Genomic DNA, 13,909 nt, shown 5'->3' with positions numbered 1-13,909 from the left:
TCTTGAAGGAGGGGGTTGTGGGGTTGTTTCGCGAGTATGATCTTCGAGGAATTGTCGGTAGTGAATTGACAGAGGAGTTGGCTGAGCGGTTAGGCCGAGCCTATTCCACCTATGTGAAAGCGGGTGGGGTCACGACGATCAGCCTTGGGCGTGATGGCCGGCTGAGCTCTCCGGCTCTCCATAAGGCGCTGCTCAAGGGATTGCTGGCCGGCGGTCTCGATGTCATCGACATCGGAATCTGTACCTCTCCGCTGCTCTACTTCTCGTTATTTACCCTGCCGGTCGGCGGCGGCATCATGATTACAGGAAGTCACAACGCGGCAGAGTACAATGGATTCAAGATCTGCATCGGCAAGACCGCCATCCATGGAGAGGAAATTCAGAAAATTCGGCGTGTGATGGAGGACGGCACATTTGTCTCAGGAGCAGGACATCTTTCGGAACACCCGATTATTCCTGATTATCTTGCCTACATCGAAAAAAGCTTTTCGCACGTCAAGGCGGATCGATTGCATGTGGTGATCGATAGCGGCAATGGGGCCGCGTCGATCGTCGCCAAGCAGGCGCTCGAGTTGCTAGGATGTAAAGTGACAGGTCTCTATTGCGATCTCGATGGGCGCTTCCCGAACCATCATCCGGATCCCACCGTGCTGGAGAATCTGTCCGACCTGATACAGACGGTGAAGGACCATCACGCCGATGTGGGAATTGGCTACGACGGCGATGCGGATCGGATCGGGGCGATTGATGAGCAGGGCAATGTCCTGTGGGGTGATCGACTGTTGGTGTTGTACTCACGGGATATTCTGGCCGTGAAACCCGGCAGTACCATCATCTCGGAAGTGAAGGCATCGCAAAGTCTCTACGATGATATCGCCAAGCACGGTGGACGTGGCCTTATGTGGAAGACCGGTCATTCACTGATTAAGGCGAAGATGAAGGAGGAGTCCGCCGTGTTGGCCGGTGAAATGTCCGGGCACATGTTTTTTGCGGATCGGTATTTCGGATATGACGATGCCGTGTATGCGTCATGTCGATTAGTTGAAATTCTGGCGAAATCCGAACAACCGCTCTCCGCATTAGTCTCAGATCTTCCTCCCTCGGCCGTCACTCCGGAGATTCGAGTGGATCTCCCGGATACGGTGAAGTTCGAGGTGGTCGAACGAGTGAAAAAGAAGTTCGTGGAATGTTTGAACGCACAGCAAGGTCTCGGACCCAAGAAGCTCGTCCTCCGCGACCTGATTACCATCGATGGCGTTCGCGCGATATTTGAGGAGGGGTGGGGGCTGATTCGGGCGTCCAACACCCAGCCGGCTCTCGTGTTACGGTTTGAAGCGGTTTCTTCTGCACAACTCGGTGTCATTCAATCGCTGATTGAGCATGAGCTGATGGAGGCGAGACGAGCTCTCGGGTGTTAGGACCTCATTCTTCCAAATCCACCGTCTCTTGCGGCATCGGGACGCCTCGTTGGTCCGTTGCGATTGTTACGGGCATCGTTCTTCTCCCGTTGTCTGCGGTTCCCATCGAATCGAAACCGTGGGCTGACGCCCAACGCCCGTTTCAGGTCGGTGAGCGACTGACCTACAAGGTGTCCTGGCTCAATATGACGGCGGTGACGGCGGTGATGGAAGTGGCACCGATTCCGGGCAGTGCTGATCGTGAGGTGGCCAAGCTGGTAGGTACGGCGCAATCGACCCCGATCCTCACCAAGTTTTTCCCGGTCGATAGCCGAGTGGAGTCGGAACTCGATCTTGATACCCTTGCCCCGGAGCATATGACGTTCCGTCGGCGCGAAGGGAAAAAGAAGGAAGATATTGAATACACCTTTCACCAAAAAGAAGGGTTGGTGACAGCTAGCAGAGGGGGTACCACCGAGTCGCTGTCTATTCCAGGTGGGACGCAGGACATTCTTTCATGTTTGTACTACACGCGCGTAGCCTTGGCACCAACGCCGGGCGCTTCTCTCAAGATGAACGTGTATCATGACAAGAAGAATCGACCGGTCGAGGTGCGTGTCGAGGGGGTTGAGATCATTGAGGGGGCCTGGGGAAAGGCGGAGACCATTCGTGTACTCGTCGTCATGCCGTTTCATGGCCTCTTTATGAATCAAGGCAATATCCGAGTATGGGTGACGACAGATGAACGAAGAACTCCGCTGCGGATGAAAGCAAAAGTGACGCTCGGCTCAATCGTTGCAAATTTGGTGGATGGCCTGGAGAAGGGGGCGCTGTAGAGAAAAAGGAATGGTGTGAATGTAGATTGTTGTTCACACAAACTAAACCGGCTATACTGAGCCACACCGAAGAGACCATGAGAGAATTCCCCCTTACGATAAACCAGTTTATTATTCAAAGTCAGGCCGCCTATCCAGAGGCAACGGGAGAGTTGTCAAGCCTTCTGACCCAAATCGGCCTGGTCGGTAAGCTTATTGCGCAGGATCTCCGGCGCGCCGGGTTGATTAACATTTTGGGAACCACCGGTGACACGAACGTCCAGGGCGAAACCGTCAAGAAGCTGGATGCGATTGCCAATGACGACTTTGTCAGGGTCTTTCAATCCAGTGGGTACGTCTGTGCCTTGGCGTCGGAGGAAATGGAAAAGCCCGTTTTCTTACCGGGGAATTGGCCGCATGGGAAGTACATGCTGCTCTTCGATCCGCTCGATGGCTCATCCAATACGGACAACAATATGCCGCTCGGGGCCATTTTTTCCGTCCTCAAGTATGACCGAACGGATCGCTTGCCGACAGAGGCGGAGCTGATACGACGGGGAACGGAACAAGTAGCCGCCGGATATCTGTTGTATGGGTCGAGCACCATGCTGGTGTATACCGTCGGGCAAGGGGTGTACGGATTTACGCTCGAGCCCGGCATCGGGGAATATCTATTGTCGCACGAACGGATCGAGATTCCTGACAAGGGTAAAGTGTATGCCACGAACGAAGGGAACTTTGCCAAGTGGTCGGAAGGCACAAAAAAATATCTTGATTCACTAAAAGTCAACGATAAGGCGACCGGTCGCCCCTATAGTGGCCGGTATTCGGGCTGCCTAGTGGCCGATGTGCACCGCCTGTTGCTCGGGGGTGGGATCTACCTCTATCCAGGGGAAGTGGATAAACCTGAAGGGAAGCTGCGGTTGCTCTACGAGGCAAATCCGATGGCGTTGATTGTGGAGCAGGCCGGTGGAAAAGCCTCAACAGGGACATCAAGAATTTTGGAGGTGGAGGCCAAGGCACTTCATCAGCGCGTGCCTTTGTTTATTGGAAGCCGACACGATGTTGAGCAGGCGGAGCGGTATATTCAGGGCTGAGCCTAAGCGCCTATTTTTTTGATATGGTACGGTAATGTCGTCGGGAGGAAACTATGGGAGACCGAGTACAAGAAATTTTGAGCTGGTACGGGAGTGACAACGCCGGGACAAGGACCAACATCGCGCGGTTACTGCGATCAGGAAAACTTGCAGGGACAGGCAGGTTGGTCATTCTGCCGGTCGATCAGGGGTTTGAGCATGGTCCGGCAAGGAGCTTCGCGCCGAACGCGCCAGGGTACAATCCGCACTACCATTTTCAGCTTGCCATTGACGCGGGATGCAATGCCTATGCAGCTCCTCTCGGGTTCCTGGAAGCCGGGGCGGGCCACTTTGCCGGGCAGATTCCTCTTATCTTGAAGTTGAACAATCACGATGTGTTGCATGATGAGAAGGATCCGCTCCCGTCGGTGACGGGGAGTGTCAAGGATGCACTTCGATTGGGCTGTTCTGCGGTGGGGTTCACGATCTACCCAGGTTCGTCCCATTGCAACGCCATGTACGAGCAGTTGCGTGCAATCAGTGAAGAGGCGAAGGAGAGCGGCCTCGCCGTGGTGGTGTGGTCTTATCCACGCGGATCGGTGTTAAGCAAAGAAGGAGAAACAGCGATCGATGTGGTGGCCTATGCCGCGCAAATCGCCGCGCAGCTTGGGGCGCATGTGATCAAAGTCAAGCTCCCGAGTGCCCATCTTGAACAGGCTGCGGCCAAAAAGGTCTACGAAGCCGAGAAGATTCCGATCAAGACGCTGGCTGAACGTGTCAAACACGTCGTGCAGAGTGCGTTTGATGGCCGCCGAATCGTGATTTTTTCAGGCGGTGCGAAAAGCGAAGATACAAACGTGTTCGACGAAGCGCGGGCCATCAGGGATGGAGGAGGATTCGGGAGTATCATTGGGCGGAATTCATTCCAACGTCCGAAGCCGGAAGCGGTCAAGTTCCTCCACACCATTATGGGAATTTATGCCGGCGAGATTCAGTGAGCGTTGTTAGGTCTCTCATTATAGTCAATTGAGGCTATGAAACAGGTGGATGTCGATAAAAAACCGGTGCAGGGCATCAAAAAATGGATGGTAGCGGCCACCTTGTTGACGGCGGGGGCTATTATTGGCGTGGTGGTGGCTTCGGATCTTGGGTGGCTTCCTACGGGACATGCGGTGCCTGATTCATCATCGATTGCGGCATCTCCTCCGGTTGTCAGGCCTGTTTCGACTGCTCCCCAGCCTACGCTCGCCGGTGGTAGTCACACATTCGTGGAAATTGCGAAGTCTGTGAAGCCTGCGGTGGTGAATATCTACGCGACCAAAAACGGGCACAGCGGAGGATCGGGCACGACACCCTTCGATGATCCCCTGTTTCGAAAGTTTTTTGGCGACGAATTTTTCAGGAAGTTCGACCACCAGAAGGAACGAAAAGAGCGCGGCCTTGGATCCGGCGTGATTGTCGAGTCGAATGGCTTGATCATCACCAACAATCATGTCGTCGGCAAAGCAGATGAAATCCGGGTCACGCTGTCGGACAAGCGTGAGTTCAAGGCGAAACTTATTGGTACTGATCCCAAAACCGACGTCGCTGTCGTGAAGATCGAGGCGACGGGACTTCCCACTGTCGCCTGGGCAGATTCCGATAAATTGGAAGTCGGGGAGTTTGTCCTGGCCGTCGGCAATCCGTTTGGGCTGACACAGACCGTCACGTTGGGGATCGTTAGTGCATTGGGGCGGGCGGCCGGCATCGCGGAGTACGAGGATTTTATCCAGACAGACGCGGCCATCAACCCTGGTAACTCCGGTGGAGCACTGGTGAATGTCCGTGGCGAATTGGTGGGGATCAATACGGCGATATTCAGTCAGAGCGGCGGTAATATGGGGATTGGGTTTGCCGTCCCGAGCAACATGGCTCACTCCATCATGGGACAGCTCGTACAGACAGGAAAAGTCGTCCGCGGCTGGCTCGGTGTCTCGATTCAAGAGCTGACGCCTGAATTGGCCTCTCAATTCGGCGTCGGGGATACAAAAGGCGTGTTAGTCAGTGATGTCATGGATGATAGTCCCGCAAAAAAGGCTGGGTTCGAACGGGCCGATGTCATCCTTGAGTATGATGGGAAATCGATGGACTCGCCGACCCATCTCCGGAACGCCGTCGCCCAGACGCCGGTCGGGAAGAAGGTGGCGATCAAGTTTATTCGTGACAAAAAGACAAAGACCGTCGATCTCACCATCGTTGAACAGCCTAAGTCGATGTCCCAAAGCGGTGAAGACGATGGAGGCGAATCCGCCACCGCGACAGGTGTACTCTCCAGCCTTGAGGTGCGAGAGCTCAACGAAGAGCTGGCGAATCGGTATGGACTCAAATCGAGCGAACGCGGCGTGGTGATCGTCCGAGTCAAGTCCGGCAGCACGGCGGAAGAATTGGGTGTCCGTGAAGGGGACATCGTGCTTGAGGTGAATAGGCAAGCCGTGACATCAGTGAAAGCCTTTGAACGGATTGCCGAGAAACTGCCGAATGACCACGCGGTATTGCTCTTGTTAAAGCGGCAGGGGCGGACGATCTATCTCACGCTCCGCCCTTAGGGCACATTGGTTGCAGGTTTCAGATTTTGGCTTTCCACACAACTTGAGGCTAGAAACTTGAAACCTGGAACTTGTGAATAAGCCGTATCTCAATACGATGGGAAAGGTAGCCTAGTTTCTGCTCGTGAGTAATCGTACTGTGGCCCTCGTTCCTGCCGCCGGGCGTGGGCTCCGCATGGGCGGTGCCGTCCCCAAGCAGTTTCTAGCCTTGGGCGGTGAACCGCTGGTCGTGCACTCGCTTCGCATTCTGCAAAGCTCCCCGGTCATCGATCAGATCATACTGGCTGTTCCGCAGGCCGATCTTGACTATTGCCTCAACGATCTTGCTGTCCGATTCGGATTTTCTAAAATTACGAGGGTGGTCGAAGGTGGAAAAGAACGCCAGGATTCCGTCCGACACGCACTCGAACATGTGCCGGTGGAAACGGAAATCGTAGTTGTGCATGACGCGGTGAGGCCGTTACTGACCCAGCACATGGTGACCGAGGTGGTTGAGGCTGCCCGTCGTGTGGGAGGGGCGATTGTCGCCTTGCCGATGCGTGATACGGTCAAACAGGTCGGGCTTGAACATCGTATCGAACGGACGGTTGATCGGAGGCCGCTCTGGCTGGCTCAAACACCGCAGGCATTCAGGCGAGAGCCATTGCTGAATGCCCATCGTAAAGCCCATGCGGAGGGCGTGCATGCGACCGATGATGCGTTCTTGTTCGAGTGGGCTGGTTATCCGGTCGTCGTGGTTGAGGGGAGCGGAGAAAATATCAAAGTCACGCGTCCGGAAGACATGGTCATCGGCGAAGCAATTTTGGCGGCGAGGAGCAAGCAGCAGATAGGCTGACAAGTGGGCAGGTTGACAGGGCGCAAGCTGGTGGGTCTTGACGTGTCAGTGTTCTTTCGTGCCGGCTTGTCGGCAGAAGAAGGAGAGAAACCATGCGTATCGGTTATGGCTACGACGTTCATCCGCTCGGCCCAGATCGTAAACTGATATTGGGTGGCATTGAAATCCCGCACACTAAAGGGCTATTGGGCCATTCTGATTCCGATGTGCTGGTTCATGCGATCTGCGATGCGCTCTTGGGTGCCATGGGAGAAGGCGATCTTGGTCGGCACTATCCCAGTTCAGATCCCAAGTACAAAGGGATCTCCAGTTTGAAACTGTTGGAAGACGTCATGTCGAAGCTCACGGCCAAGGGCTATCAGGTGGGAAACATCGACACGGTCATCGTGGCTCAGGCGCCTCGCCTCGGACCGCATCTTCTGGCGATGCAAAAGAAAATTGCGGAGGTGGCAAAGATTGATCCCGATTTGGTCAATGTGAAAGTAAAAAGCGGAGAAGGATTGGATGCGGTCGGGCATGAAGAGGGAATGATCGCGCACGCCGTTTGTTTGATCGAATCGATCTGACGTCGTAAGATATTCTGTACATGTTGAGTCAGATCAAACAAGACCTCCAAGCGGTCTTTGACCGAGATCCTGCCGCGACCAGTAAACTGGAAGTGATTCTCACTTATGCGGGGTTTCACGCACTGTTGGCCTATCGGATTTCCCACTGGCTGAAGGGACACGATGTTCCTATCTTGCCACGCGTACTCTCTCAGCTCGCTCGCTGGTTGACCGGCGTGGAGATCCATCCTTCAGCCAAGATTGGAACGGGTTTCTTTATCGACCATGGGATGGGGGTCGTCATCGGAGAAACGGCCGAGATCGGCGATTATGTGACTCTTTTTCAAGGCGTGACCTTGGGTGGAACTGGCAAGGAACGAGGTAAACGGCATCCGACACTCGGGAATCACGTGGTGGTGGGTGCCGGGGCTAAAATCCTCGGTGGAATCACCATCGGGGATAACGTCAAGATCGGGGCCAATTCCGTCGTGCTTAAAAATGTCGCTCCCAATTCAACCGTGATCGGTGTTCCAGGCCGCGTCATCAAATCCCAGGGTGAGCGCCTGCCGGATGCCACGATGGATCAAGTCGATTTGCCTGATCCTATCAGTGACCGCTTCATCGCGCTCGAACAAGAGTTGATTGAGCTCCGAAAAAAAGTCGACGACCGCAACGTCTAACCTTCAGCACCATTCCTCGACGTTCCCATCTAGCTACCTGTTTTACCTGCCTAGGCGATATCTCAATCTGAATTCGTATCTTGCCAAATTTCTAACGCCTGTGATGACGGCTGTGAGGTGGTAGACGGCTTCGACCGCTCATTGCCTAAAAACCATGGTGGTTAGGTTGGATGAGAGGGGTGATCCAACATCATTGGCAGTGGCGTGTTCGGATTTCGCGTACACCACATCCAATCTTTCGTCGGATAAGTGCACGTAGCGAAACTCCGTTTTCATATCCGACTTCCGCTGCGATCTGCTCTAGGCTTGAATCACTAGTTTGTAGCAGATGGACGGCGCGTTCGATACGAAGGTCTTGGAAGTAGCCTAGTGGAGATCTGCCGACCACAGAGTGCAGCCGCCGCGCTAACGTTCGTGCACTGGTTCCTGTCTCGTGGGCGGCTTCTCTGAGAGAGAAGCCCTTATCCAAGCGGCTACGTGCCCATTGCTCGAACCGTTCGACAAGAGGGTCTGTATGGGCGAGTTGGTCCGGAATGATGAAGGCTGCTTGAGATGGCCGCGGCTCCACCACCAAGTAACGGGCCGTGAGCGATGCCAAAGCCGGACTCGTACGGCGCACGAGCCATAACGCGAGATCGAAGTGAGCCAGTGCTGCACCCCCAGTGACGATCCCTGGGGAGCTTACAATCATTCTTGACTCGTCCAGGACAACATCGGGGTATCGAGCCCTGAAGAACGGAGACAGCCACCAAGTTGTCGTCGCAGGTCGCCCCTTAAGCAGGGAAGTGCCTGCAAGCACTAACGTTCCTGTACAGGCCGCTCCAACCAGTGTTCCCTTCTGAGACCAGCGAAGCAGGATCGCTTGAGCATCAGCTATATCTCGCCTCTCGAGCGCGATCTGTAAGGTCTGAGGTGACATGGCGCTGATCGCTGGTACGATCACGACATCAGGTGGTGCGAGTCGTGTTGCGTGTTGGTCGGGATCACGAGCCCATGTCCTGTGGTGACACGGGTTCGAACGGCCACTGTTCTAACTGTGAATGGAACCGAAGAAATTCCTGTGGATTTGGCGAGCGCATTCGCGATACTGAATGTATCAAGTAACGCCGCGAGGCCGGTATCAAACACGTCTTGAAGTACGAGCAAGTAAATGCGCATGGCAAGAATGGTACCACAATTGGCAGTCTTGCCACTAGTGTGCGGGCATCCGTACGACGTACCGTTAGGCCTCACACTAATTTCTGGAAAGGATGGTCATCATGGTACAAGTTGGATTACTGGTGAGACTGAAAGTGAAACCAGGAAAAGAGATGGAGGTTGCTCGATTGCTCGAAGGTGCACAAGAGATCGCGAACGGGGAATCAGCCATGCCAATTTGGTTTGCGCTCCGGCTGGAACCGTCGGTTTTTGGAATCTTCAATGCATTTCCTGATGAGGCTGGTCGCACAGCACACTTGGAAGGAGAACTCGCTAAAGCGTTAAAAGCGAAAGGCTCTGAACTATTCGTTGAGCCGCCCATGATTGAGCAGATCGATATTCTCGCCTCTAAGGTGATGGTCTGAATCGCAGGGTGAGGAGTGGGTACCGTCACCCATAGTCTGGCAGGTGCAAGGGGCTCATGCTGAGCAGCAGCGTTCCGGCGCGGCATATGCCGCGCCGGAAACGAAGCTTAGGCCGAAAGACAGTCGCTCATGAACTTTTTCCGTGCATCACCCTTCAGCTCCTTCTCGCCCGCTTCTTTATTACACGTCTTCATCTTATTTTGCTGAGTCTCTTTACCACCTCCACCTTTCGTCGACTTAGCCGAGAGACATTCCTTCATAAAGGCCCTCCGCTCTTCACCTTTTCCCTCTCCTAACCCCTTTGCAGTTGCCTGATCATTACAAGCTTTCATCTTGTTCTGTTGGGCAGGTGCACCCATAGCGTATGGAGTTCCGCCAAGGCTGAGCACAAATAACCCAAGAGTGAGCGTACGCATGGCTGTCCACATACTGAATCTCCTTTATGGTAAGGGGTGAGATGCACATGTGAGTGGCATCATAACAGAGAAATACGTAAGTGTCTGTAGGCTAAACCAAGGCGGACTGTCTGCCACAGATGGAATGATTTATTTGTGGAGAAAGAGTATCCTGGTCCGTCGCAGGAGCTAGATGCTCCAAGGACGTCATGCTATAGATTATTTTGCTCGACAGTAAGGGAAGGGACTCATGAGCTCAACGCCTGGTATCACGCGATCGCGTCAATTTCGCAAGCTGCTCTTGTCGGACCAGTTGGAATTTATCTGCGAAGCGCACAACGGCCTGAGCGCAAAAATCGTCCAGGAAGCAGGATTCAAAGGCATTTGGGCCAGCGGTCTCTCTATTTCGGCTCAATTCGGGGTACGTGACAATAATGAAGCCAGCTGGACACAAGTTCTCGAAGACCTGGAGTTTATGTCCGATGCGACCACGATCCCCATTCTTCTGGACGGGGATACCGGATATGGCAACTTCAATAATATGCAACGGCTTGTCCGCAAACTGGAGCAGCGCCACATCGCGGCAGTCTGCATTGAAGACAAACTCTTCCCCAAAACGAATAGCTTCATTAAAGGGGACGCGCAGCCGATGGCGGACATGCAGGAGTTCTGCGGGAAGATCAAGGCGGGCAAGGACGCTCAGATCGATCCGGACTTTTGCATTATTGCCAGGGTGGAAGCCTTTATCTGCGGCTGGGGGTTGGCCGAGGCACTGCGCCGGGCCGAGGCGTATCGTCTGGCCGGCGCCGACGGCATTCTCATTCATAGTGCCCTCGCGGTGCCGGACGAGATTCTGGCCTTTAAACAGGAATGGGGAACTCGATGTCCTGTGGTAATCGTTCCTACCAAGTATTATGCCACGCCGACAGAAGTATTTCGGCAGCATGGAATTTCAATGGTGATTTGGGCCAATCACATGTTGCGGGCGGCCGTAGCGGCCATGCAGAAGACAGCCCGGACCTTGAAAGAGCAAGAGCATCTCCTTTCCATCGAAGATAAGGTCGCGCCGGTGTCAGAAATCTTTCGACTGCAAAACGCGGCCGAACTTCAAGATGCCGAAGATCGCTATCTTCCACGAGGCGCCGAGAATACCAGTGCCATTGTGCTGGCGGCCTCTCGTGGTGAGGAACTGCGGGAGTTGACCGAGCACCAACCCAAGACGATGGTGAAGATTCAAGGCGCGCCGATCCTCGCTCACATTGTGGACGGCTATAACGCCGTGGGGATTAAGGACATCACGGTCGTCCGTGGCTATAAGAAGGAGGCGGTGACGCTGCCTAACCTGACCTATCTCGATAACGACGAGTTTGCGGAATCCGGTGAGTTGTATTCCTTGGAGAAAGCGTTGCGTGCACGAAAGGGTGGAGCCAAAGATCTGATCATCTCGTACGGGGATGTGCTGTTCAACAAGTATATCCCGCAGGCCTTGTGTCAGGAAAAAGAAGATTTCGTGATCTTTGTCGATAGCGACTGGAAGAACCAAAGTAGTTACGCCCGACTGGGGGGCTTTGCCGAATGCTCATTGCCGAATTCAAAGAAAGCCTTCAATGCGAAGATCTATCTCAAACAGCTCGGGGATACCGTGTCTAGCGAGCGCATCCATGGTGTATGGATGGGATTTCTAAAAGTGTCTCCGGCTGGAGGAGATCAGCTTCAGGCGATCCTTGGGATCATGATGGCCGATCCGGCTAACCGCACCGCTGGAATCCCGCATCTGCTCCAGGAGCTGCTGAAACGTCAGCACGCCGTTCGAGTCCTGTATACGGTTGGCCACTGGCTGGATATCAACAGTCTGGACGATGTGCTTCAAGCAGGCGTGTTTTAATCTTCTCCCTGCAATCTTGGTTACTGGTAGTCCACGCGAATTAAAAAGAGTCCTTGCGGTGGGGCCGTTTTGCCGGCAGCCGAACGGTTTCGTGCCGTGAGGATTGTCGTTAGGCTTTCTGGTTGGCGCTTCTTCAAGCCGACTTCCACGAGTGTTCCTACGAGTGAACGCACCATCTGTTTCAGGAATCGATCGGCATAGGCCTCGATCCGCAATCGGTCTCCCTCTCGGGCGACAACAAGTTGCTGCAGGTTGCAGATAGGGTCCTCATTTTCAGTCGGCTGAGTTTGGAATGAAGAAAAATCATGTGTACCGATGAGGTGAGAGGCCGCCGTATTCATCGCGTCGTCGTCGAGTGTCTGATGGATATGCCAGCAGTAATCACGTAGGACGGCTGGACGCTCTGGACGGTTCAGAATTCGGTATTCGTACAGTTTGCCCTTCGCCGAGTGTCTCGCGTGGAATGAGTCCGGCATGAGCGCGGCTGAGCGGACCACGATGCTGGCAGGGAGATGCGCATTCAACGCTCTCGTCCATTCACGCGGCGTCATGTCACGCCCGATACGGAAACTCGCGACCTGTCCGAGCGCATGAACCCCCGCATCAGTACGCCCGGCTCCAATGACCGGTACGTGGGTCTGAGTGACACCGCGAATAGCGATTTCAATGGCCTCTTGAACCGTCGGCCGGTCGGGCTGGCGTTGCCAACCGGCATAGGGTGTGCCGTCATATTCAAGGACGAGTTTGATGGTAGGCATGGAATAATTGGGACGCTGACCACCGAGGGAACTATCGTGGGCCTTACTTATTATTGGCAAGGAACGAGAGAATTCCTTGGTAGAGCGATTGCGCGACGCCCTTGATGAAGGTTGGTCTTCGAAGGAGGGCTTCTTCGTCAGGGTTCGAAATATACGCAACTTCCGCCAAAATGCTGGGCATGCTCGTAAATCTCAACACGTAAAACGGGGCTGTCTTGACACCGTGGTCGATGACGTCGTAGGCCTCATTCATCTGGGTGACCATGGCCTCCTTCGCATTCCACGCGAGCTCCAGCGATGCCTCAATTTTCTTCGTCGTCAGGAGATCGGCGACGAGATATTCCCATCCCACTCCGGTGTTGCTGATGGGTGTCCCGTTCTCCCGCGCCGCCACCTCCAGGGCTCGCTGATCCTTCGCTTCACCAAAGTGATAGATTTCGATACCTTTGACTAAGCGAGACGGATGTGAATTGACATGGATGGAGACGAACAAGTCGGCACCGTGGCTGTTGGCAAACTTGGCTCGCTCTTCGAGCTCAACATACACGTCACGATCTCGAGTCATCAACACACGCATGTCGGGTCGTTTACGGAGCAGTTCCTTGAGATGGAGTGCGACTTTGAGCGTGATGTCCTTTTCCGCAGTCCGTCGAGTGCCGAGCGCTCCAGGGTCTTTCCCCCCATGGCCGGGGTCGATCACAATCGTCGTATAGTCTTTCGTCCGAGGCGGAGATTGTGGGATGACCGGAGCCACCGTGAGTGAGGGTGAGCTCGGGCTTTCTTCGGCCGGGGGAGAGGCCTGCGTCTCTTCGGCCGGAGGAGCGCTTTGTTCCAGGGGAGGCGTCACATCGATGACTAACCGTGGTGGATCGGACAGTGTGAACTGACTGTATGATCCGTAGGATGCGGTTGGAAGAGATATAGCAACGGCGTGGGGAGTCGTTTCCGTGACGATGAATGGAGCTGGGACTGTGCCATCGTCCATCTTTGCGCGTGCGGTTTGGCTGAGGGAGGCGTTGGGAAGGGAGATGACCACACGACTTGGATTATTCACGCGCTTCTCAGTGATATCGGGCTGGCGATCTAAATCCAGCACAAGCCTGGATTTACTTGGACCGCTTGCGCCACGCAGATCCATGACGGTGACGGGGGCAAGGGAAGCCGGCCTGCTATTCACGCGAGCCTTCTTCGACGGGGTTGAGACGTTGGGGGAACGACTCTCCTTGGTGTCGGACCAAACCGATTGAGTGACCAGCACATCCACCAAGAAGAACAGAGCGACACAAGACAAGAGAATGGGACGGGGCGGGAGCACTAACGGTCGGCGATCTTGATGTCTCATGGTTGTAGTCAGGAAATAGATATCCTGAAACTAT

General features: G+C 54.5%; 13 protein-coding genes and 1 pseudogene. 10 read left to right on the top strand and 4 right to left on the bottom strand.

From position 1 onward, the window contains the following. Positions 1-17 precede the first annotated feature (17 nt). The 8 genes from IPM58_17700 to cysE all read left to right on the top strand — a co-directional run bounded on the left by IPM58_17700 (position 18) and on the right by cysE (position 7,933). Complete coding sequence (locus IPM58_17700) at positions 18-1,418, top strand: phosphomannomutase/phosphoglucomutase (GenBank protein MBK9308874.1); 1,401 nt, start codon at positions 18-20, stop codon at positions 1,416-1,418. After that, a complete protein-coding gene (locus tag IPM58_17695) occupies positions 1,412-2,233 on the top strand; it encodes a DUF3108 domain-containing protein (GenBank protein MBK9308873.1) in 822 nt (273 codons plus the stop codon). The genes IPM58_17700 and IPM58_17695 overlap by 7 nt, the downstream gene beginning before the upstream one ends. Before the next feature lie 77 nt (positions 2,234-2,310). Beyond that, on the top strand, positions 2,311-3,309 hold the full coding sequence (gene fbp, locus IPM58_17690) for a class 1 fructose-bisphosphatase (GenBank protein ID MBK9308872.1): 999 nt from the start codon (positions 2,311-2,313) through the stop codon (positions 3,307-3,309). A 53-nt stretch (positions 3,310-3,362) separates the two neighbouring features. Beyond that, positions 3,363-4,286 carry a class I fructose-bisphosphate aldolase gene (locus IPM58_17685; GenBank protein MBK9308871.1) on the top strand — a complete coding sequence of 308 codons (924 nt, stop codon included), beginning with the start codon at positions 3,363-3,365 and terminating at the stop codon, positions 4,284-4,286. A 36-nt stretch (positions 4,287-4,322) separates the two neighbouring features. Next, entirely contained in the window at positions 4,323-5,873 is a 1,551-nt protein-coding gene (locus tag IPM58_17680; GenBank protein MBK9308870.1) for a DegQ family serine endoprotease, read from the top strand. A 124-nt stretch (positions 5,874-5,997) separates the two neighbouring features. Then, entirely contained in the window at positions 5,998-6,708 is a 711-nt protein-coding gene (ispD, locus tag IPM58_17675; GenBank protein ID MBK9308869.1) for a 2-C-methyl-D-erythritol 4-phosphate cytidylyltransferase, read from the top strand. A gap of 92 nt (positions 6,709-6,800) precedes the next feature. After that, positions 6,801-7,274: a 2-C-methyl-D-erythritol 2,4-cyclodiphosphate synthase gene (locus IPM58_17670; protein MBK9308868.1), complete on the top strand. Its 474-nt coding sequence runs from the start codon at positions 6,801-6,803 to the stop codon at positions 7,272-7,274. A gap of 20 nt (positions 7,275-7,294) precedes the next feature. Beyond that, complete coding sequence (gene cysE, locus IPM58_17665; GenBank protein MBK9308867.1) at positions 7,295-7,933, top strand: serine O-acetyltransferase; 639 nt, start codon at positions 7,295-7,297, stop codon at positions 7,931-7,933. Positions 7,934-8,123: 190 nt separating this feature from the next. Here cysE and IPM58_17660 read toward each other — a convergent pair. Then, positions 8,124-9,091, bottom strand: a pseudogene (locus IPM58_17660) (helix-turn-helix domain-containing protein). Between the two features lie 101 nt (positions 9,092-9,192). On the opposite strand from IPM58_17660, the gene IPM58_17655 reads away from it, so the two are divergent. Beyond that, positions 9,193-9,495, top strand: coding sequence for an antibiotic biosynthesis monooxygenase (locus IPM58_17655; protein MBK9308866.1), 303 nt, complete (start codon positions 9,193-9,195; stop codon positions 9,493-9,495). A gap of 107 nt (positions 9,496-9,602) precedes the next feature. Here IPM58_17655 and IPM58_17650 read toward each other — a convergent pair whose 3' ends face one another. After that, a complete protein-coding gene (locus IPM58_17650; protein ID MBK9308865.1) occupies positions 9,603-9,911 on the bottom strand; it encodes a phosphate starvation-inducible protein PsiF in 309 nt (102 codons plus the stop codon). Between the two features lie 229 nt (positions 9,912-10,140). On the opposite strand from IPM58_17650, the gene aepX reads away from it, so the two are divergent. Further along, the gene (gene aepX, locus IPM58_17645; protein MBK9308864.1) at positions 10,141-11,775 is read left to right on the top strand and encodes a phosphoenolpyruvate mutase; all 1,635 of its coding nucleotides are present in this window, start codon (positions 10,141-10,143) and stop codon (positions 11,773-11,775) included. 20 nt (positions 11,776-11,795) lie between these two features. Here the strand turns inward: aepX and truA are convergent, their stop codons facing one another. Both truA and IPM58_17635 read right to left on the bottom strand, forming a co-directional pair. Then, positions 11,796-12,533 carry a tRNA pseudouridine(38-40) synthase TruA gene (gene truA, locus IPM58_17640; protein ID MBK9308863.1) on the bottom strand — a complete coding sequence of 246 codons (738 nt, stop codon included), beginning with the start codon at positions 12,531-12,533 and terminating at the stop codon, positions 11,796-11,798. A gap of 43 nt (positions 12,534-12,576) precedes the next feature. Next, complete coding sequence (locus IPM58_17635; GenBank protein ID MBK9308862.1) at positions 12,577-13,875, bottom strand: N-acetylmuramoyl-L-alanine amidase; 1,299 nt, start codon at positions 13,873-13,875, stop codon at positions 12,577-12,579. Positions 13,876-13,909 lie beyond the last annotated feature (34 nt).

Source organism: Nitrospira sp. (assembly GCA_016715825.1).
In the GTDB taxonomy this organism is placed as follows: domain Bacteria; phylum Nitrospirota; class Nitrospiria; order Nitrospirales; family Nitrospiraceae; genus Nitrospira_D.
Note: the sequence above shows the minus strand (reverse complement) of the source record. Positions and strands in the feature narration are given on the sequence as shown.